The organism is Streptomyces bluensis (genome assembly GCF_014650715.1).
GTDB lineage: Bacteria > Actinomycetota > Actinomycetes > Streptomycetales > Streptomycetaceae > Streptomyces > Streptomyces bluensis.
In genome coordinates this window covers 85,534-104,058 of the sequence record NZ_BMVM01000003.1, presented here as the reverse complement: position 1 = coordinate 104,058, position 18,525 = coordinate 85,534, and the positions used below count along the sequence as shown (strand labels likewise).

The 18,525-nt window shown below is 69.5% G+C and carries 19 protein-coding genes; 10 read left to right on the top strand and 9 right to left on the bottom strand.

Annotated elements, in window-relative coordinates; all coding sequences use genetic code 11:
- Nucleotides 1-125: 125 nt before the first annotated feature.
- Nucleotides 126-608 carry a GNAT family N-acetyltransferase gene (locus IE262_RS10445; protein ID WP_189873050.1) on the top strand — a complete coding sequence of 161 codons (483 nt, stop codon included), beginning with the start codon at nt 126-128 and terminating at the stop codon, nt 606-608.
- Between the two features lie 324 nt (nt 609-932).
- On the opposite strand, the gene IE262_RS10440 is transcribed toward IE262_RS10445, so the two are convergent.
- From IE262_RS10440 to IE262_RS10430, 3 genes are all read right to left on the bottom strand, one after another.
- Nucleotides 933-1,223 carry a hypothetical protein gene (locus tag IE262_RS10440; protein ID WP_134029379.1) on the bottom strand — a complete coding sequence of 97 codons (291 nt, stop codon included), beginning with the start codon at nt 1,221-1,223 and terminating at the stop codon, nt 933-935.
- A gap of 4 nt (nt 1,224-1,227) precedes the next feature.
- Complete coding sequence (locus IE262_RS10435; protein WP_189873048.1) at nt 1,228-1,602, bottom strand: DUF6247 family protein; 375 nt, start codon at nt 1,600-1,602, stop codon at nt 1,228-1,230.
- A gap of 89 nt (nt 1,603-1,691) precedes the next feature.
- On the bottom strand, nt 1,692-2,114 hold the full coding sequence (locus IE262_RS10430) for an ATP-binding protein (protein ID WP_134029381.1): 423 nt from the start codon (nt 2,112-2,114) through the stop codon (nt 1,692-1,694).
- Between the two features lie 134 nt (nt 2,115-2,248).
- On the opposite strand from IE262_RS10430, the gene IE262_RS10425 reads away from it, so the two are divergent.
- Together IE262_RS10425 and IE262_RS10420 are read left to right on the top strand one after the other, a co-directional pair.
- Nucleotides 2,249-3,133 carry a helix-turn-helix domain-containing protein gene (locus tag IE262_RS10425; RefSeq protein ID WP_134029383.1) on the top strand — a complete coding sequence of 295 codons (885 nt, stop codon included), beginning with the start codon at nt 2,249-2,251 and terminating at the stop codon, nt 3,131-3,133.
- A gap of 13 nt (nt 3,134-3,146) precedes the next feature.
- Entirely contained in the window at nt 3,147-3,338 is a 192-nt protein-coding gene (locus tag IE262_RS10420) for a DUF397 domain-containing protein (RefSeq protein ID WP_189873046.1), read from the top strand.
- 14 nt (nt 3,339-3,352) lie between these two features.
- Here the strand turns inward: IE262_RS10420 and IE262_RS10415 are convergent, their stop codons facing one another.
- The 5 genes from IE262_RS10415 to IE262_RS10395 are packed head-to-tail and all read right to left on the bottom strand — an operon-like array spanning nt 3,353 to nt 9,269.
- A complete protein-coding gene (locus IE262_RS10415; protein WP_189873043.1) occupies nt 3,353-4,345 on the bottom strand; it encodes an oligopeptide/dipeptide ABC transporter ATP-binding protein in 993 nt (330 codons plus the stop codon).
- Nucleotides 4,346-4,365: 20 nt separating this feature from the next.
- The gene (locus tag IE262_RS10410; RefSeq protein WP_189873041.1) at nt 4,366-5,358 is read right to left on the bottom strand and encodes an ABC transporter ATP-binding protein; all 993 of its coding nucleotides are present in this window, start codon (nt 5,356-5,358) and stop codon (nt 4,366-4,368) included.
- On the bottom strand, nt 5,355-6,278 hold the full coding sequence (locus IE262_RS10405) for an ABC transporter permease (protein WP_189873039.1): 924 nt from the start codon (nt 6,276-6,278) through the stop codon (nt 5,355-5,357). Before IE262_RS10405 ends, IE262_RS10410 begins: the two co-directional genes overlap by 4 nt.
- Complete coding sequence (locus IE262_RS10400; protein WP_189873037.1) at nt 6,275-7,342, bottom strand: ABC transporter permease; 1,068 nt, start codon at nt 7,340-7,342, stop codon at nt 6,275-6,277. The genes IE262_RS10405 and IE262_RS10400 overlap by 4 nt, the downstream gene beginning before the upstream one ends.
- Before the next feature lie 58 nt (nt 7,343-7,400).
- Entirely contained in the window at nt 7,401-9,269 is a 1,869-nt protein-coding gene (locus tag IE262_RS10395) for an ABC transporter substrate-binding protein (RefSeq protein WP_189873035.1), read from the bottom strand.
- Nucleotides 9,270-9,560: 291 nt separating this feature from the next.
- On the opposite strand from IE262_RS10395, the gene IE262_RS10390 reads away from it, so the two are divergent.
- The 6 genes from IE262_RS10390 to IE262_RS10365 all read left to right on the top strand — a co-directional run bounded on the left by IE262_RS10390 (nt 9,561) and on the right by IE262_RS10365 (nt 15,730).
- Nucleotides 9,561-9,935 carry a VOC family protein gene (locus IE262_RS10390; RefSeq protein ID WP_229877201.1) on the top strand — a complete coding sequence of 125 codons (375 nt, stop codon included), beginning with the start codon at nt 9,561-9,563 and terminating at the stop codon, nt 9,933-9,935.
- Between the two features lie 183 nt (nt 9,936-10,118).
- Nucleotides 10,119-11,738, top strand: a complete 1,620-nt coding sequence (locus tag IE262_RS10385) for a peptide ABC transporter substrate-binding protein (protein WP_189873031.1) — start codon at nt 10,119-10,121, stop codon at nt 11,736-11,738.
- Nucleotides 11,739-11,744: 6 nt separating this feature from the next.
- Entirely contained in the window at nt 11,745-12,668 is a 924-nt protein-coding gene (locus IE262_RS10380) for an ABC transporter permease (RefSeq protein WP_189873029.1), read from the top strand.
- The gene (locus IE262_RS10375; RefSeq protein WP_229877200.1) at nt 12,661-13,704 is read left to right on the top strand and encodes an ABC transporter permease; all 1,044 of its coding nucleotides are present in this window, start codon (nt 12,661-12,663) and stop codon (nt 13,702-13,704) included. The genes IE262_RS10380 and IE262_RS10375 overlap by 8 nt, the downstream gene beginning before the upstream one ends.
- Nucleotides 13,705-13,713: 9 nt before the next feature.
- Nucleotides 13,714-14,688, top strand: coding sequence for an ABC transporter ATP-binding protein (locus IE262_RS10370; protein ID WP_189873027.1), 975 nt, complete (start codon nt 13,714-13,716; stop codon nt 14,686-14,688).
- A gap of 4 nt (nt 14,689-14,692) precedes the next feature.
- Nucleotides 14,693-15,730: an ABC transporter ATP-binding protein gene (locus IE262_RS10365; RefSeq protein WP_134030150.1), complete on the top strand. Its 1,038-nt coding sequence runs from the start codon at nt 14,693-14,695 to the stop codon at nt 15,728-15,730.
- A gap of 246 nt (nt 15,731-15,976) precedes the next feature.
- On the opposite strand, the gene IE262_RS10360 is transcribed toward IE262_RS10365, so the two are convergent.
- Complete coding sequence (locus IE262_RS10360; protein WP_189873025.1) at nt 15,977-18,136, bottom strand: S9 family peptidase; 2,160 nt, start codon at nt 18,134-18,136, stop codon at nt 15,977-15,979.
- Between the two features lie 160 nt (nt 18,137-18,296).
- On the opposite strand from IE262_RS10360, the gene IE262_RS10355 reads away from it, so the two are divergent.
- Complete coding sequence (locus IE262_RS10355) at nt 18,297-18,491, top strand: hypothetical protein (RefSeq protein ID WP_134029404.1); 195 nt, start codon at nt 18,297-18,299, stop codon at nt 18,489-18,491.
- The last annotated feature ends 34 nt before the right edge of the window (nt 18,492-18,525 follow it).

Here is an 18,525-nt window from a genome sequence, read left to right as displayed (position 1 = left end):
CGCGCTGTGCGACGGTGATGATCTCGGGGGCTCGGAACCGGGGCGAGAACGCTCGCTCCCAGTTCTGAGCCGCTGCGCTGCCGTCCCGGTGGCGGTGTCAGTGGCAGCCTGTAGCGTCGCGGCCCATGAGTGATCAACGGCATGTGGTGGTGGTCCGCAAGGCAGAGCACGCGGATGTCGACGGGCTGGTGGCGTGCAGCATCGCTCTGTTCGCCGAGGACGCGGGGACCCGTGATCCGAGCATCGACGTGGACTGGCCGCGTGAGCACGGACGGCAACGTTTCGCCGCCGCCATCGACGATCCGGATCGGCTGTTACTCGTCGCCGACCGAGACGGCGAGGTCGTGGGCCATCTCACTGGGGTCGTGGCCGAGGCGTCCGCGATGAAGCCCGTGAGGGCCGCGTCGCTGGTGAGCATGTATGTGCGGCCTGCTCATCGCCGGGGACAGATCGGTGGGCGGCTGATCAGCGAGTTCATGGCCTGGGCGAAGGAACAGGGAGCGGAGTTGGCGGAGGTGACGGCGTACTCCAGCAACTCCGAGGCCGTCCGTTTCTATGAGCGCAACGGCTTCGTGTCCAAGTCAGTGACCTTGGAGATTGCTCTGTAGGCGCCTGCACCGCATCGTCGTAGGCCGTCGTACGACTTCCTGCGACGGCCGTCACCTCCTGTGGGTCTCCATGGCTGTGCCGGAGCACGGCTGGGCCGACGAACGACGTCACAGCCACGGGGCCGCCGTGTCGGCCGACGATTGGCGGATTCAGGACGACCCTGGCGGTCGTAGCCCAAGTCACTTCGGGCCACTGGTGGCCGATATCTGCCAATTACTCACGGCGGATTGCAATAACGCGCCCTCGTAGTTCTGTCGTGCGTTCCCGGACTGCATGCCTCCGGCATCCAGTCCGGGCAGGGACCGGCCTACCGGTCCCTGTGCTCAGAGGAAGTCGAAGGGCGGAATGATCCGGGTGATCGCGATGAGACGCAGCCGCGGTACCGGCAGCGCGTAGAACCAGCCGTCGGACAGGAGCGGGATGCGGCGTACGCCGCCGGGAACGCCTCTTCGCGGCCCCTCGCCGATGTCCGTCACATCGACGCCGACCTCAGCGAGAGCAACCAGCTCCGACGCCAGACGCTCGACCTCCTCCACGATGTGCTGGGGGAACCCGGCCGCGACGTGCTCGGCATCTGGGTCGTACTCCCAGCGCCGGGCTTCTTCGTCTCCCACGCCGTCACGCGTCCTCGGCCCGCTCGACCCCGGCTTCTGCGCACGCCTGGTCCAGGATCCGGCCGATCTCGGCCGCGATGGTGCGGGCCTCCTCAAGGCTCTCGGTGGTAGCGGCGCGCGCTTCCAGGGAACGCAGCCTGGCGGCTCGCTCGGAATGCCGTTCCAGCGCGACGTACACCGCCCACTGACCGACGAAGCGGCGCATAGGAGCGGCGCTGACCCGCTCGCGTGCTTGCTGAAGCGCCACAGACCGCTCGGTGTCGAACGTGGGCAAGGCGTCGGGCGCCAGTTGCGCGAGGGCAGCCCGCAGGTCTTCCGGGGTGCTGGCCGGCTGGGGGACGACAGCGTCTCCACGGCCGGACTGTGCGGCGGTACTCATGCTGGGTCTCCTCGGGGCGTTACCGTGGGCTGCCCACTGCTCGCCAGCGTACCTGTGAGGCTGCGGTGCGGGCTGTGCCTGTGGACAGCTCATGCCTCGTCCCCGTTGCTCTTCGGTACGACGCTGAACCACACGGCCTTGCCGCGCGGGTAGTCCCGCACGCCCCAGCGATCGGCGCACGCCTCGACGATGCCGAGCCCGCGTCCGTGCTCGTCCTCGTCCGAGGGGGCGCGGGGTGCCGGTGCTCCCGAACCGTGGTCCCACACCGTGACGCGGAAGTCCTCCGGGGTGCGTTCCATGCTGACGTAGGTCTCCTGAGCGGAGCAGCGGTAGGCGTTGGTGACGACCTCGGAGACGAGCAACTCCACGGTGTCGACGATGCAGTTGAGTTTGGCGGCGGCGAGGATGCTGCGGATGGTCGCCCGGACCACGCGAACTGCGCGGGGGTCGTGGGGGATGGTGAGTCCGTAGGCCCAGAGGGGTTGGGGCTGGGGGGTTTCGGGCGTGCGCATATGGCAGCCTCCAGTTGTGTGCGGACTGCGACTGATGCCGTACGTACCGTAGCGAGATTGGTTGCCAATCCTCAACCTTCTTGCTGGAGGCGCTGGTTGGTGGATACTTCCGTGGTTGACGATGAGGAGGGTCTATGGGGCTGAGGGCGAACCCGACCTACCGGCAGCGGCGCTTCGGCGCTGAAGTTCGGGCCATACGCGAACGTGCCGGATTTACCGCCGCCCGCGCGGCGGAGGTAATGGGGATGAATGCCTCGCACATCAGTACCGTCGAGGCGGGGCGTACGAGCCTGTCCGCAGAGCGGGTGCGCCGACTGGCTGCCGCCTCAGGTAGCGAAGAATCCACCTATGTGGACGCCTTGATCGAGCTGGGCAACAGGACCGGCAAGGGTTGGTGGACCGAGTATCGAGATCATCTGCCTCAACTCTTCCTGGACTTCGCTGAGTTGGAGGAGGTCGCCGTCGACGTCGTCTGCTACGAACCGTTCTTCGTGCCGGGCCTGCTCCAGACCGAGTCCTACGCCTCGGTGATCCACCGTCAGGGATACGCGAAGTCGCTCGAAGCCGAGCAGGATCTGGCGGTGGAGTTCCGCCTCCGACGCCAACAACTCCTCCGGAAGGAACGGCCTCCCCGGTTCCACGCGATCATCCACGAGGCGGCGTTGCACCCGTCGTACGGGGACAGCAGCATCATGCGTGAGCAACTGGTCCGTCTGATCGAGCTGTCGCGCCTGTCGCACGTCACACTTCAGGTGCTGCCCTTTGACGGGCCGGTGCCGTTCGGTACGTCCTTCACCATGTTGCTGCCGCCTGAGCAGCGACTGGGCACGGTCCTTGTCGCGCATGTGGAGCAGGACCTGTGGCTGGGGGAGGCCAAAGACCTTGCCAGGTACACGGACCTGTTCGCTACGCTGCGGGACACGGCACTCCCCGCAATGGACGTGTCCGTACCGCCCGAGGGGCACCTGGCCAAGGACTCCCTGGGGCTGATCCAGAGACTCCTTTACCCCCTCCTTTGAGGAAGGCGAGCAGGTGACCGGGTTGCGATGGCAGAAGTCAACCTACAGCGAAGGCGGCTCGGCGGCCTGCGTCGAACTGGCCCTCGACCGAACCGGCACCCTCCACCTCCGCGAGAGCGTCACCCCCGCAACCGTCACCACACTGGCACCGACCGCCCTCGCCGCACTGATCGACAGCATAAAAAGCGAGGTGTCCAGAGGCTGACCCGCCAGAAGCCGTCAGCCAGCGGTCCGCGCCCGCGCCCAATGACAAGCCACCTGCCTCTCGCCACCCCCGCCCAGCACCTCCAGCTCCCGGCCGCGGCACGCCTCCGCCACGCCCGCGCGTTCCGCCTCGCCGTTCGTCAGGATCTGGCAGCGGGAGTGGAAGCGGCAGCCGGAGGGGATGCGGGACGGGTCCGGGGGGTCGCCGGTCAGGAGCACCGGGGTGCCCGGGGCGTCCGGCAGGACGGACAGCAACGCCTGGGTGTACGGATGCCGGGGTGCCGTCAGCACCTGCTCGACGGCGCCCGTTTCCACGATGCGGCCCAGGTACATCACCGCCACCCGGTCGGCGATGTTCCACGCCAGGCCCAGGTCATGGGTCACCACCAGGGCGGACAGGCCCAGTTCGGCGCGCAGGCGCAGCAGCAGGGCCAGGATCTCGCCGCGCACCGAGGCGTCGAGCGAGGCCACCGGCTCGTCGGCCACGATGAGTTCGGGCTCCAGGACGAGAGCGCCCGCGATCACCACCCGCTGGCGCTGGCCTCCGGACAGCTCGTGCGGGTAGCGCAGGAAGAAGCGCTCGGGCGGGCGGAGACCGGCCCGGGAGAGGGCCTGCGCGACCGCCGACCGCTCGTCCCCGCCGTACCCGTGGATGCGCAGCCCTTCGGCCACCGCGTCGTACACCGTGTGGCGTGGGTTCAGTGAGCCGCTCGGGTCCTGGAGCACGAGTTGGACGCGCCTGCGGTACGCCTTGAGGGCCCGCGAGGAGTACTCCAGCGGTTTTCCGGCGAAGCTGACCCGTCCCGAGGTCGGCGGCACGAGGCCGAGCAACGTGCGGGCCAGCGTCGTCTTGCCGCAGCCCGACTCGCCGACCAGGGCCACGATCTCCCCGGCGCGGATGTCGAGTTCGACGCCGTCCACGGCACGGGCCGGTGCGGTGCCGTGCCGCCCGGGGAACGTCACGTGCAGGCCCTGGGCGCTCAGCAGGGGCGGTGGTGCCGTCGTCATGGGGTGTTCCATGGGGTGCCTCATGGGGTGTTCCCCTTTGTCGCGGTGGCCGGGCCCGGGATCGGGGACTCCACATGCACGCAGGCCGCCCGCCGCCCCGGACCGGCGTCCCGCAGCGACGGGTCCTGTGTCGCGCAGGTGTCCAGGGCCACGGGGCAACGTGGGTGGAAGGCGCAGCCGGAGGGCAGGGCGGACGGGTCGGGAGGGTCGCCGGCCAGGCCGCGCGGGGCGAACCGGGAGGCCGGGTCGCCGATGCGCGGGAACGCCGCCGACAGGGCCTCGCCGTACGGGTGCCGGGCGTGCTCGTGGACCTCCCGGGCGGGACCCTCCTCGACGACCCGGCCCGCGTACATCACCGCGAGCCGGTCGCAGGTGTCGGCGAGGACCGAGAGGTCGTGGCTGATCATGATCAGGGCTAGATCCTTTTCGGCGACGAGGCGCTGGATCAGGCGCAGGATCTGCGCCTGGACCATCACGTCGAGGGCCGTGGTCGGCTCGTCGGCGATGATCAGCCGCGGGTCGCAGGCCAGGGCCATGGCGATCATGACGCGCTGGCGCTGGCCCCCGGACAGCTCGTGCGGATACGCCGACGCCCGCGCCGCGGGCAGGCCCACGTGGTCCAGGAGTTCGCCGGTTCTCTTCCGCGCCGCCGCAGGCGTCGCCTTCCGGTGCAGCAGGATCGGTTCGCTGATCTGGTCGCCGACGCGGTGCACGGGGTTGAGGGAGTGCATCGCCCCCTGGAAGACGATCGAGGCGCCCGCCCAGCGGACCGCCCGCACCCGGCCCCACCGCATCGCGAGCACGTCCTCGCCGTCCAGCAGGACCTCCCCACGGACCCGGGTACCGGACGGCAGCAGCCTCAGCAGCGCCAGCGCGAGCGTGGACTTGCCGCAGCCCGACTCGCCCGCGATGCCGAGCTTCCGGCCCGCCGTCAGAGACAGGTCCACACCCCGGACGGCGGCGGCCCCGCCCGCGTAGGTCACTTCGAGGTTCCGGACCTCCAGCAGCGTCAACGGGCCACCCCCAGCCTGGGATTGAGCACGGACTCCACCGCGCGCCCGCACAGCGTGAACGCCAGCGCGACCAGGGCGATCGCGATGCCCGGCGGCACCAGGTACCACCAGTCGCCGGAGCTGACCGCACCGGCCTCGCGCGCGTCCTGGAGCAGACCGCCCCACGACACGAGCGTCGGATCGCCCAGGCCGAGGAAGGCCAGGGTCGCCTCCGCGAGGACGGAGGAGGAGATCATCAGCGTCGTCTGTGCCAGTACCAGGGGCATCACGTTGGGCAGCACGTGCCGGGACATGATGTGCCAGTGGCCGCCGCCGAGGGCCTTCGCGCGTTCGATGTACGGCCGTGCCTCCACCGCCAGCGTCTGCGCCCGCACCAGGCGCGCCGTGGTCGGCCAGGACGTCACGCCGATCGCCAGGACGATCGTGCCGAGCGAACGCGACATGACGGTGGCGAGCGCGATGGCGAGCACCAGGGTGGGCATCACCAGGAACCAGTCCGTGATCCGCATCATCACGGTCGCGTACGCACCGTGGAAGTGTCCGGCCGTGATCCCCACCAGCGCGCCGATCGCCACCGACAGTACGGCCGCGAGCAGGCCGACCAGCAGCGACACCCGTGAGCCCCATACGAGCAGGCCCAGCAGATCGCGCCCGAACCGGTCGGTGCCGAGGGGGAATTCCCCGCTCGGGGGCTCCATGGGGCTGCCGGGCGCGCCGGTCACACTGGAGACGTCGGAGCCGACCGTCAAGGGCGCGGTCAGTGCCACCAAGGCGAAGAGGGCGAGTGCGGCCAGGCCCAGGAGCCCGGCGCGGTGGGTGCGGTAGCGCTTCCAGAACCGGACGGCGGAATCGCGGCGCCGCTGCCGGGCGAGCGCCCGCGGACCGGCCTTCGCCGCCGGGGGAGTCGCTTCGGTCGTCATCGGCCCACCCGGGGATCGAGTAGCGGATAGATCAGATCGGCCAGCGTGTTCATCACGATCACCGCCGAGGCGAAGACGAAGAACAGCCCCTGGACGAGGGGGAGGTCGGGCACGCTCAGCGCCTGGTAGAAGAGTCCGCCGAGGCCCGGCCACGAGAAGACGGTCTCGACGAGGATCACCCCGGCGACGGTCCGCCCGAGATTGACGAAGACCAGCGTGACGGTCGGCAGCATCGCGTTCGGTACGGCGTGCCGGCGCCGGACCAGATCGTCCCTGAGCCCCTTGGCACGTGCGGTCGTCAGATAGTCGCTGCCCATCTCGTCCAGCAGCGCCGAGCGGCTGACCAGCAACGTCTGCCCGTACTCGACCGCGACCAGGGTGATCACCGGCAGCATGAGGTGGTGGGCGACGTCGATGACGTACGCGAAGCCCTCCTCGCCGCCCGATTCCATGCCGCCGGTCGGGAAAAGCCCGGGGACCGGGCCCATGCCCACCGAGAACACGATGATGAGCAGCAGGCCCAGCCAGAAGGACGGAATCGAATAGAGGGTCAGCGCCAGGCCGGTGTTCAGCCGGTCGCCGAGCCGGCCGTGGCGCCATGCCGAGCGGGTGCCCAGGAAGACGCCGAGCGCGGTGTACAGGACGAAGGCTGTTCCGGTGAGGACCAGCGTGTTCGGCAGCGCCTCGGCGATCTTGTCGATGACGGGCGCCCGGAACTGGTACGACGTGCCGAGATCTCCGGTGAGCGCCTTGCCGCAGTAGTCCGTGAACTGCTGCCACAGCGGCAGGTCGAGCCCGAACTCCCTTCGGTACGCGGCCAGTTGCTCCGCCGACACCTGCCGGCCGCCCGTCATGTACTTGACCGGGTCACCGGGAATCAGCCGGAAGAGGAAGAAACTGGTGACCAGGACGGCGAGCAGTGAGACGGCGGCGCCGCCCACTTTCCCGGCAATGTAACGCAGGTACGCGGTACTGGTGCGTGCCTGTGGTCCGGGGGCCGGAGGCCCGGCGAGGGCCGTGCCTCCGGCCTTGTCGACGGGTGCCGATGGCAGGTCAGCGGTCATGAACGGCCCTCCCGCCGCCGGCCCTCGGGCCCGTACGTACGGCTGGTCGGATCATCGGCTACTCGCGGTCCTCGGCGGTGGAACGACGGCGCATCGCGAGGAACACTCCCGCGCCCGCGAGGACGACGACCCCCGCGGCGACGCCGATGACGACGCCGGTCGAGCCGGAACCACCGGAGGACTCACCGGAGTCGGCCGGGACCGCGGACCACCAGCTCCAGTAGCCGTCCTGGCCGTAGATGTTGCCCGCGTCCTCGGGCATCGTCCGGATCGACTTGATCTGGTCGGTGCGATACGCCTCGACGGCGTTCGGGTACGCCATGACGTTCATGTACCCGGTGTCGTACAGCCGCGACTCCATCTGCTTGACGATGTCCGCCCGCTTGGCGGGGTCGTACTCCGCGAGCTGCCGGCTGTACAGGTCGTCGTACTTCTTGTCGCAGATGAAGTTGTCGGTGGCTCCGGTCTCCTCCGGGGTGGCGGGAAGGGCGGCGCATGTGTGGATCGACAGGACGAAGTCCGGGTCGGGGTTGACGGACCAGCCGTCGAAGGCGAGGTCGTACTGGCCCGCGAGCCAGGGATCGGTCACGTTGTCGAGGCAGTTGAGCGTCACGCCGATGCCGAGCTTGCCCCACCATTCGTCAAGGTACTGGCCGACCGCCTTGTCGTTCGGGTCGGTGGCGTGGCACAGGACGCGGTAGGTGATCGGCTTGCCGTCCTTGCCGACCCGTTTGCCGTCGCCGTTCTTCTTGTAGCCCGCCTCGTCGAGGAGCTGGGCTGCCTTCGCCGGGTCGTAGGCGAGTTCCTGGCTCGCCGACGGTTTCCAGAAGTACTGCGAGAAGCGCGGAGGGATGTATCCCTCGCCCTCGACCGCGTGGCCCTGGAAGACCCTGTCGACGATGGTCTTGCGGTCGACCGCCATGAACAGCGCGTGCCGCACCCGCTGGTCGAGCAGGGAGGGGTGCCCGTCGCCGAAGCGCTCGCCGTTCTTGGAACGGGCGCCCGGGTTGGTGGCGAGGGCGTAGAAGCGGCGGCCGGGGGCGTCGTTGACCTTGACGTTCTCCTGGTTTTCGAGCGCTGCCGACTGAGCGGGTGTCAGGCCGCTGACGAACGACACCTCGCCCTTCTGCAAGGCGGCGACGGCCGCGTCACCGTCCTTGTAGTACTTGAAGACCAGCTCGTCGAACTTCGGAGCCCCACGCCAGAAGTCCTTGTTGGGCTCCAGCCGCACATAGCTGTCGGGCTTGTAGCCGGTGAGGACGAACGGGCCGTTCCCGACGACGGGGAAGTCCTTGTCGTTGTTGAACTCCGAGAAGTCCGTGACCTTCTCCCAGACGTGCCGGGGCACGATCGGCACGTCGAGCGCGGTCATCGTGGCCTGCGGCTTCTTCAGTTCGATGACGAGTTCGGTGGGGCTCGGCGCCGTGACCTTCCTGAAGTTGGCGACGAAGCTGCCGTTCGCTGTGGCCGCTCCGTCGTCGGTCATCATCTTGTTGAAGGTCCAGGCAGCGTCCTCGGCCGTGGCCTGCTTGCCGTCCGACCACGTGGAGTCGGAGCGGATGGTGTAGGTCCAGGTGAGCTTGTCGGCGGACGGCGTCCACTTGGTGGCGAGGCCGGGGATCGCGCGGGCGTCCTTGGGGTCGTAGTTGGTCAGGTACTCGTACAACAGCCGGTGGAGGCTCGTACTGACCAGGCGGGTCGCCAGGAACGGGCTCAGCGAGTCGACGCTCTGCGCGACCGCTACGGTGAGGACTTTCTTGCCGTCTGCCGCCTCGGCCTGCCGGGGTGCGGGGTTGAGCGGAGTCGCGAGTCCGGCCGAGAGGGCGAGGGCCGCGGCGCCGGAGGCGGCGATGAGCCGGGGTCTACGGAGCGATAAGCCCCTCCCGGGGTTCGGGCGCCCTCTGCCGTGCTGATCCTGTGTGTTCATGAATCCGTGACCTCGCGTCATCGCTCGTACAGCGGCGGCTTGTTGAACTGACTGACGGGGCGTGATCGGACGTGCCGGGTGATGTCGGCTGGGCGACGTCGACGGGTGACGTCGGCCGGGTTGATGAGTGTGTCTATCAGCGCCGTCTGCGCACGTCAACGGCGCGTGTACCCCACGTTCGAAGCGGCCGGACCAGCCGTGGTCGCGTTAATCGCTCGACAGGCGTACGGATGGAGGGAAGGCTCCCTGCGACCACAACCGGCCCGGCGTCATCGCCTTCTGGAGGACCCGTTGAACCCAGTGATCCACCACATCACGATCGACTGCACCGGAGACCCGTACGATCTCGGCCTGTTCTGGAGCGAGTTGCTCGGGCGGCCGCTGGCCGACGACGACAAGCCCGGTGACCCCGAGGCCCTGATCAAGGACCCCGCGGGCGGCCCGACGCTGCTGTTCATGCGGGTGGGGGAGGGCAAGTCGGTGAAGAACCGGCTGCACCTCGACCTGCGTCCCCAGGGCCGGACCCGGGCCGAGGAGGTCGAGCGGGCGATCGGACTCGGGGCCACGCTGGTCGCGGACCACACACGGCCCGACGGGGGCGGCTGGGTCACCCTGGCGGACCCCGAGGGCAACGAGTTCTGCGTCGAGCGGGGGGAGTCGGGCTGACCGGTCGGGCACCCGAGCCGTGAGCCAGGCGACTGGTGCGGCCCTCGCGGAGCGCGTACGTCCGGATGGCGGTCAGCCACACCCGGACGGACGGAGTGCATGTGCGTCATGTGCGTGATGGGCGGATATTGACCGGTAACGGAACAACGCCCCGGCGCCTGCACCAGTCACGAGGAGGCCCCCATGCGCGGAGCCACGTACGCCCGGCCGGTCGTGTGCGCGGTGGCCCTCGCCCTCGTGGCGACGGCCTGCGGGGGCGGCGGCAGTGACACCGGCGCGGTGCTCAGCTCCTCCTGGGGCGACCCGCCGAACCCGCTGGAGCCGGCCAACACCAACGAGGTGCAGGGCGGCAAGGTCCTGTCCATGATCTTCCGCGGTCTGAAGCAGTACGACCCGAAGACCGGCGAGGCCAGGAACATGCTCGCCGAGACCGTCGACACCACGGACGGGAAGAACTACACGATCACCATCAAGAAGGGCTGGACCTTCAGCAACGGCGAGAAGGTCACCGCCCGCTCGTTCGTGGACGCCTGGAACTACGGCGCCTCCCTGAAGAACAACCAGCGCAACGCGTACTTCTTCGAGTACATCGACGGCTACGACAGGACCCACCCGGCCGACGGCGGCAAGCAGAGCGCCGACACCCTCTCCGGACTGAAGGTCGTCGGCGACAGGACGTTCACCGTCAGGCTCAGACAGAAGTTCTCCAGTTTCCCCGACACCCTCGGCTACAACGCGTACGCCCCACTGCCCCGGGCGTTCTTCGACGACCACGCCGCCTGGCTGAAGAAGCCGGTCGGCAACGGCCCGTACCGCGTCGAGTCGTACACCAGGGGCTCCCAGCTCTCCCTGCGCAGATGGGACGCCTACCCCGGCGAGGACAAGGCCCGCAACGGCGGCGTCGACCTGAAGGTCTACACCGACAACAACACCGCCTACACGGACCTGATGGCGGGCAACCTCGACCTCGTCGACGACGTCCCCGCCTCCCAGCTGCGCAACGTCCGTACCGACCTCGGCGACCGCTACATCAACGCCCCCGCCGGCATCATCCAGACGCTCGCCTTCCCGTACTACGACAAGCGGTGGAGCAGGGCCGGGATGGAGAAGGTCCGCGAGGGCCTGTCGCGGGCCATCAACCGCGTCCAGATCACCCGGACCATCTTCCGGGACACCCGCACCCCGGCCGTCGACTGGACCTCACCCGTCCTCGGCAAGGAGGGCGGCTACCGGGCGGGCCCGTGCGGCACCGCCTGCGTGTACGATCCGGCGGCCGCCAAGAGGCTGATCAAGGAGGGCGGCGGACTCCCCGGCGGACAGGTCAGGATCACCTACAACGCGGACACCGGCTCCCACCGAGAATGGGTCGACGCCGTCTGCAACTCCATCAACAACGCCCTCGGCGACGACAAGGCCTGCGTCGGCAACCCGATCGGCACCTTCGCCGACTACCGCAACCGGATCACCGACCGGAAGATGACCGGGCCCTTCCGCGCCGGCTGGCAGATGGACTACCCGCTGATCCAGAACTTCCTCCAGCCGCTCTACTACACCGGCGCCTCCTCCAACGACGGCAAGTGGTCCAACCCCGACTTCGACCGACTCGTCGACAAGGCCAACGCCGAGACCGACACCGCCAGGGCGGTCGAGAAGTTCCGCCAGGCCGAGGAGGTCCTGCGGACCGACATGGCCGCCATCCCGCTCTGGTACCAGAACGGAAACGCGGGCTACTCGCAGCGGCTGTCGAACGTGGCGCTGAACCCGTTCAGCGTCCCGGTCTACGACCAGATCAAGGTCGGCTGACCGGCCGTGGGACCGTACGTCGCCCGGCGACTGCTGCAGATGATCCCCGTCTTCGCCGGGGCCACCCTGCTGATCTTCCTGATGGTCAACGTGATGGGCGACCCCGTCGCGGGCCTGTGCGGCGAGCGGACCTGCGACCCGGCGACCGCCGCCCGGCTGAAGCAGGAGTTCGGCCTCGACCAGCCCGTCTGGCAGCAGTACCTGACCTACATGGGCAACGTCTTCACGGGCGACTTCGGCACCGCGTTCAACGGGCAGAAGGTCACCGAGCTGATGGCGACGTCCTTCCCGGTCACCGCCCGGCTGACGATCGTCGCGATCCTCTTCGAGATCGCCATCGGAGTCACCCTGGGCGTGGCCATGGGCCTCAGCCGCGGCCGGCCCGTCGACACCGGCGTCCTGCTCGTCACCCTCGTCGTCATCTCCGTCCCGACCTTCGTCACCGGCCTGCTGCTCCAGCTGATGCTCGGTGTCGAGTGGGGCTGGATCAAGCCGTCGGTGTCGTGGGAGGCCGGCTTCGGCGAACTGATCGTGCCCGGCCTGGTGCTGGCGTCGGTGTCGCTCGCGTACGTGACCCGGCTGACCAGGACGTCGATCGCGGAGAACGCCCGCGCCGACTACGTCCGTACGGCCGTCGCCAAGGGGCTGCCCCGGCACCGGGTGATCGTCCGGCACCTGCTGCGCAACTCCCTCATCCCCGTGGTCACCTTCATCGGCGCCGACATCGGCTTCCTCATGGGCGGCGCGATCGTCACCGAGCGGATCTTCAACATCCACGGCGTCGGCTTCCAGCTCTACCAGGGCATCCTCCGCCAGAGCACCCAGACCGTCGTCGGCTTCGTGACCGTCCTCGTGCTGGTCTTCCTCGTCGCCAACCTGCTCGTCGACCTCCTGTACGCCGTACTCGACCCGAGGATCCGCTATGCCTGAGCCCCAGCACCTTGAGCCGCCGCCGTACGTCCCGGGCGGGACCCCGGAGCTCGGCCCGGCCGACGCGGAGGTCCTCCGGACGGGACCGGGCGGCCGGGGGCCGGGTGGCACGGGTCCGGGTGGCACGGGAGCAGGGGGCCCGGACCCCACGGGCGGCCCCTCGGCCGTCCCTTCGGCCGCCCCTGAGGAGCGGGTGCGGAGCCTGTGGTCCGACGCCTGGCACGACCTGCGCCGCAACCCGGTCTTCCTGGTCTCCGCGCTCGTCATCCTCTTCCTCGTCCTCATCGCGCTCTGGCCCCAGCTGATCGCCCCCGGCAACCCCCTCGACTGCGACCTCGCCAAGGCCCAGCAGGGCTCCGGACCCGGCCACCCCTTCGGGTTCAACGGCCAGGGCTGCGATGTCTACACGCGCACCGTCCACGGGGCACGGACCTCGGTCACCGTCGGCGTCTGCGCCACGCTCGGGGTCGCGGTCCTGGGCTCGGTGCTCGGCGGGCTCGCCGGGTTCTTCGGCGGGGTGTGGGACGCGATCCTGTCCCGTGTCACCGACGTCTTCTTCGCGATCCCTGTCGTGCTCGGCGGTCTCGTCCTGCTCTCCGTGGTGACCAGCTCCACCGTCTGGCCCGTCATCGGGTTCATGGTGCTGCTCGGCTGGCCGCAGATCTCCCGCATCGCCCGCGGCTCGGTCATCACCGCCCGGCAGAACGACTACGTCCAGGCCGCCCGCGCCCTCGGCGCCTCCCCCATGCGCATCCTGCTGCGGCACATCGCGCCCAACGCGATCGCGCCCGTCATCGTCGTGGCCACCATCGCGCTCGGCACGTACATCGCCCTGGAGGCGACCCTGTCGTACCTCGGAGTGGGCCTGAAACCGCCGAGCGTCTCCTGGGGCATCGACATCTCCGCCGCGTCCCCGTACATCCGCAACGCCCCCCACGCGCTGCTCTGGCCCTCCGGCGCCCTCGCGGTCACCGTCCTCGCCTTCATCATGCTCGGCGACGCGGTACGCGACGCCCTCGACCCGAAGCTGAGGTGAGCCGTCGTCATGCTGCTCGAAGTGCGTGACCTGCACGTGGAGTTCAGGACCCGGGACGGGGTGGCCAGGGCCGTCAACGGGGTCAGTTACGGCGTGGACGCGGGCGAGACGCTCGCCGTGCTCGGTGAGTCCGGCTCCGGCAAGTCGGTGACCGCGCAGGCGATCATGGGCATCCTCGACAGCCCGCCGGGCCGGATCACCGGCGGCGAGATCCTCTTCCAGGGCCGGGACCTGCTGAAACTCAAGGAGGAGCAGCGAAGGAGGGTCCGGGGCGCCGAGATGGCGATGATCTTCCAGGACGCGCTGTCCGCGCTGAACCCGGTGCTGCCGGTCGGCGACCAGCTCGGCGAGATGTTCGTCGTGCACCGAGGGATGTCGAGGAAGGACGCCCGCACGAAGGCCGTCGAGCTGATGGACCGCGTCCGTATCCCGGGCGCCGCCGCACGCGTACGGGACTATCCGCACCAGTTCTCCGGCGGTATGCGCCAGCGCATCATGATCGCCATGGCGCTGGCCCTCGAACCCGCGCTGATCATCGCCGACGAGCCCACCACCGCGCTCGACGTCACCGTCCAGGCCCAGGTCATGGACCTCCTCGCGGAGCTCCAGCGCGAGCTCACCATGGGGCTCGTCCTCATCACCCACGACCTCGGCGTGGTCGCGGACGTCGCCGACCGCATCGCCGTGATGTACGCGGGCCGCATCGTCGAGTCGGCCCCCGTGCACGACCTCTACAAGGCGCCCGCCCATCCGTACACCAGGGGCCTGCTGGACTCGATCCCCCGGCTCGACCACAAGGGCCGGGAGCTCTACGCCATCAAGGGCCTGCCGCCCAGCCTCATGGACATCCCGCCCGGCTGCGCCTTCCACCCGCGCTGCACGGCTGCCCGGGACCTGTGCCGCACCGACGTACCGCCCCTGCACGAGGTCCCCGGCGAGCGCGGGAGCGCCTGCCACTTCTGGAAGGAGTGCCTGCATGGCTGACACCATGGGCGAACCGATCCTGGAGGTCAGCGGCCTCGTCAAGCACTACCCGCTCACCCGGGGCGTCCTCCTGCGGAAACAGGTCGGCGCCGTCCGGGCCGTCGACGGGGTCGACTTCACGCTCGCCAAGGGCGAAACCCTCGGCATCGTCGGCGAGTCCGGCTGCGGCAAGTCCACACTCGCCCGGCTGGTGGTCAACCTGGAGAAGCCGACGGCCGGGTCCATCACCTACCGGGGCGAGGACATCACCAAACTGTCCGCCAGGGCCCTCAAGGCCGTCCGGCGCAACATCCAGATGGTCTTCCAGGACCCGTACACCTCCCTCAACCCCCGGATGACCGTGGGCGACATCGTCGGGGAGCCGTACGAGATCCACCCCGATGCGGCGCCCAAGGGCGACCGGCGCAGGAGAGTGCGGGAACTGCTGGACGTGGTCGGGCTCAATCCCGAGCACGTGAACCGGTATCCGCACCAGTTCTCCGGCGGCCAGCGCCAGCGCATCGGCATCGCACGCGGGCTGGCGCTGCGGCCCGAGATCATCGTGGCCGACGAGCCGGTCTCGGCGCTCGACGTGTCGGTGCAGGCGCAGGTCGTCAACCTGATGGAGCGCCTGCAGGGCGAGTTCGGGCTGAGCTACGTCGTCATCGCCCACGACCTGTCGATCGTGCGGCACATCTCCGACCGGGTCGCGGTGATGTACCTCGGCCGGATCGTGGAGACCGGCCGCGACACCGAGATCTACGACCACGCCACGCACCCCTACACCCAGGCCCTGCTCTCCGCCGTGCCCGTGCCGGACCCCGGGGCGCGGGAGCACCGGGAGAGGATCATCCTCTCCGGGGACGTGCCCTCCCCGACCGCCGTCCCGTCCGGCTGCCGCTTCCGGCCCCGCTGCTGGAAGGCCCGGGAGCGGTGCGAGACGGAGGTGCCGGCGCTGGCCGTACCCGCCGGGCTCCGGTACGCCGCCGGGCCCGCCCGGCACGACTCGGCCTGCCTTTTCGCTCAGGAGAGGCACGAGGAGCACGCGTACGGCCCGAAATAGCCGCACAAATACGCACCAAGTTCGTTAACACACAGGCAACTTCACGGAAGCGGCACCGATATACGGACGGTCCAGTCTGTACAGCGTACGGCCGTGCGGGTGCCGTGAACGGGCCGGGATGCGCCATGTCATCCCGGCCCGTTGCCCCTTTTTGCGCCTAAACCGGCGCCGCTTTCGCGGACCTGGCCGGTGTCTCGTCGTGGTTCCTCAATTGATGGTTGCGGTGCTCTGTGGAGTTTTCGCTGCTCAGCCCAGGTTCAGGGCGCGCTTGAGGAAGTCCGACTGGAGCCGCAGCAGGTTCTCCGCGACCGCCTCCTGCGGTGTCATGTGGGTGACTCCGGAGAGTGGCAGGACCTCATGGGGGCGGCCGGCGGCCAGGAGGGCCGAGGACAGGCGCAGGGAGTGGGCGACCACCACGTTGTCGTCGGCCAGTCCGTGGACGATCATCATGGGCCGGTTCGGTTCCGCGGCGCCCACCAGACCGGAGTCGTCGATCAGTGAGTTCCGCGCGTACACCTCCGGCTGCTCGCCGGGGTGGCCGAGGTAGCGCTCCTGGTAGTGGGTGTCGTACAGGCGCAGATCGGTGACCGGAGCCCCGATGATCCCCGCGTGGAAGACATCGGGGCGGCGCAGTACCGCGAGCCCCGCCAGATAGCCGCCGAAGGACCAGCCGCGGATGGCGACCCGCGTGAGGTCGAGCGGGAAGTCGGCGGCCAGGGCCTGGAGGGCGTCCACCTGGTCCTGGAGCACGACCGACGCGAGGTCGTCCTTGATCGCCTTCTCCCACGCGGGAGAACGTCCCGGCGTTCCCCGCCCGTCCGCGACGATCACCGCGAAACCCTGGTCGGCGAACCACTGTGACGTCAGATGCGGATTGTGCGCGGCGAGGACCCGCTGACCGTGCGGACCGCCGTACGGATCCATGAGGACGGGCAGGGGAGTGTCACCGTGGTAGTCCGTAGGCATAAGCACGGCGCACGGTACGCGGCGTGCGCCCCCCTGTGTCAGCGTCACGCGCGGGGACAGACCGGGATGTTCCGCGTAAGAGGGGACAGTCGCCACGTGCTTGCCGTCCCGCATCAGCTGCACCCTCGTACCCGGCTGGTCCGGCACCGCCGAGGTCAGGACGGTCACCGCGCCCGCCCGCACCGCCGAGTGCACACCGGGCTCCTGCGACAGGCGCTCCACACCCAGCTCGTTCACCCGGTACACATGCACCTGGCCGGTCTCGGGGTCGTCGGCCGCCTCGCCCGCCGAGGCCGAGACCAGCACGTCCTCGTCCGCCACATCGAGCACCGCACGGACATGGAGCGCCGCACCGGTGAGCGGACGTTCGCCCACGGCGAGCACCCGGGCGCCGCCCTCGTCGGCGATGCGGACGAGTTGCCCGGAGGGCGTCCAGGCCGGCACCCCGGGGAAAAGATCAAGCCAATGTGAATCTTCGTCCGCGTGCACCATCCGCGTCGTCCCCGAGTCCGGGTCCACCGCCAGGAACAGTTGGCTGCGCTGGTTACGGGCCTGCACCAGGATCAGCGGCGCACCCGCCGCTGACCAGTGCACACGCGCCAGATACGGGTAGCGCTCCCGGTCCCAGAGCACCTCCGTGCGCACCCCGGCGAGGTCCACGACGAACAAGCGTACGTCCGCGTTGTCCGTGCCCGCCGCCGGGTACGCGACCTCCTGCGGCGCCCGGTCCGGATGCGCCGGATCGGAGATCCACCAGCGCTTCACCGGCGTGTCGTCCACGCGCGACACGAGCAGCCGGTCCGAGTCCGGAGACCACCAGAAACCGCGCGAACGCCCCATCTCCTCGGCCGCGATGAACTCGGCCAGCCCATGGGTGACGTGCTCCCCTCCCTGCTCGGTGAGCGCCAGGTCCTTACCGCCCTCCGCCTCCACGACGCGCAGGGCGCCCCGGGCCACGTACGCGACGTACCGGCCGTCGGGGGAGGGGCGTGGGTCGATCACCGGGCCGGGGACATCCAGCTCACGGGCCGTACCGGCGCGCAGCTCGGCCACGAAAAGCCGCCCTGACAAGGCGAAAGAGGCCAGCTCGACGGCCCTGTCGGTGGCGTAGCCGACAATGCCGGCGCCCCCCTCACGGCTGCGTTCGCGGCGTGCCCGCTCCTCGGCGGACAACTCCTCGGAGGCGCCGCCCAGCAGGGCGCCCGGATCGGCGGCGATCCTCCCCCAGCCTGCGGCCGGGGGGACCCCCATCTCGCTGCGCTCGTCGCCGTCCGTCATGTCGTACACCCACAGCTTGTTCGCGCGGTCGGTGCCGGAGGCCGACCGCAGGAACACGACACGGGAACCGTCGGGTGCGATGGCGAAGGCGCGCGGCGCGCCGAGGGTGAAGCGTTGGGTGCGGGCCTGCCGCCGGGGGAAGGATTCGGGCTCGGTCGTCATGACCCGACCATATTGGCCATGCGCCCCCTTGTGCGGCTGTGCGCCGATCGATGCGCGCGTACCGATAGTTATGATCACTACCGCCAAGTGGGTATGAACCTGCTGGCTGTTGTGTCGATTTACATATTCCGGTGCTCTGTTCTATAGGAGGTGAGCCGCCGTGGCACTCTCGATTTCGGCGGTGGTGCTGCTGGCGATCATCGTCTTCCTGCTGATCAAGAAATCGGGGTTGAAGGGCGGCCATGCGGCCGTCTGCATCCTCCTCGGCTTCTACCTCGCCTCGTCGACCATCGCTCCGACGATCAGCGAGCTCACGACGAACATCGCCGGCATGATCGGCGGCATCAAGTTCTGACTGCGGGCCCGCCCCGCGCCCCCACCGGCCCGAC

What these genes read in the sequence shown, in the direction of transcription:
- IE262_RS10360 (WP_189873025.1), bottom strand. Translation starts at nt 18,136, where the DNA reads ATGACGACCGAGCCCGAATCCTTCCCCCGGCGGCAGGCCCGCACCCAA.
- IE262_RS10445 (WP_189873050.1), top strand. Translation starts at nt 126, where the DNA reads ATGAGTGATCAACGGCATGTGGTGGTGGTCCGCAAGGCAGAGCACGCG.
- IE262_RS10385 (WP_189873031.1), top strand. Translation starts at nt 10,119, where the DNA reads ATGCGCGGAGCCACGTACGCCCGGCCGGTCGTGTGCGCGGTGGCCCTC.
- IE262_RS10365 (WP_134030150.1), top strand. Translation starts at nt 14,693, where the DNA reads ATGGGCGAACCGATCCTGGAGGTCAGCGGCCTCGTCAAGCACTACCCG.
- IE262_RS10405 (WP_189873039.1), bottom strand. Translation starts at nt 6,278, where the DNA reads ATGACGACCGAAGCGACTCCCCCGGCGGCGAAGGCCGGTCCGCGGGCG.
- IE262_RS10400 (WP_189873037.1), bottom strand. Translation starts at nt 7,342, where the DNA reads ATGACCGCTGACCTGCCATCGGCACCCGTCGACAAGGCCGGAGGCACG.
- IE262_RS10435 (WP_189873048.1), bottom strand. Translation starts at nt 1,602, where the DNA reads ATGAGTACCGCCGCACAGTCCGGCCGTGGAGACGCTGTCGTCCCCCAG.
- IE262_RS10395 (WP_189873035.1), bottom strand. Translation starts at nt 9,269, where the DNA reads ATGAACACACAGGATCAGCACGGCAGAGGGCGCCCGAACCCCGGGAGG.
- IE262_RS10425 (WP_134029383.1), top strand. Translation starts at nt 2,249, where the DNA reads ATGGGGCTGAGGGCGAACCCGACCTACCGGCAGCGGCGCTTCGGCGCT.
- IE262_RS10415 (WP_189873043.1), bottom strand. Translation starts at nt 4,345, where the DNA reads ATGACGACGGCACCACCGCCCCTGCTGAGCGCCCAGGGCCTGCACGTG.
- IE262_RS10430 (WP_134029381.1), bottom strand. Translation starts at nt 2,114, where the DNA reads ATGCGCACGCCCGAAACCCCCCAGCCCCAACCCCTCTGGGCCTACGGA.
- IE262_RS10375 (WP_229877200.1), top strand. Translation starts at nt 12,661, where the DNA reads ATGCCTGAGCCCCAGCACCTTGAGCCGCCGCCGTACGTCCCGGGCGGG.
- IE262_RS10370 (WP_189873027.1), top strand. Translation starts at nt 13,714, where the DNA reads ATGCTGCTCGAAGTGCGTGACCTGCACGTGGAGTTCAGGACCCGGGAC.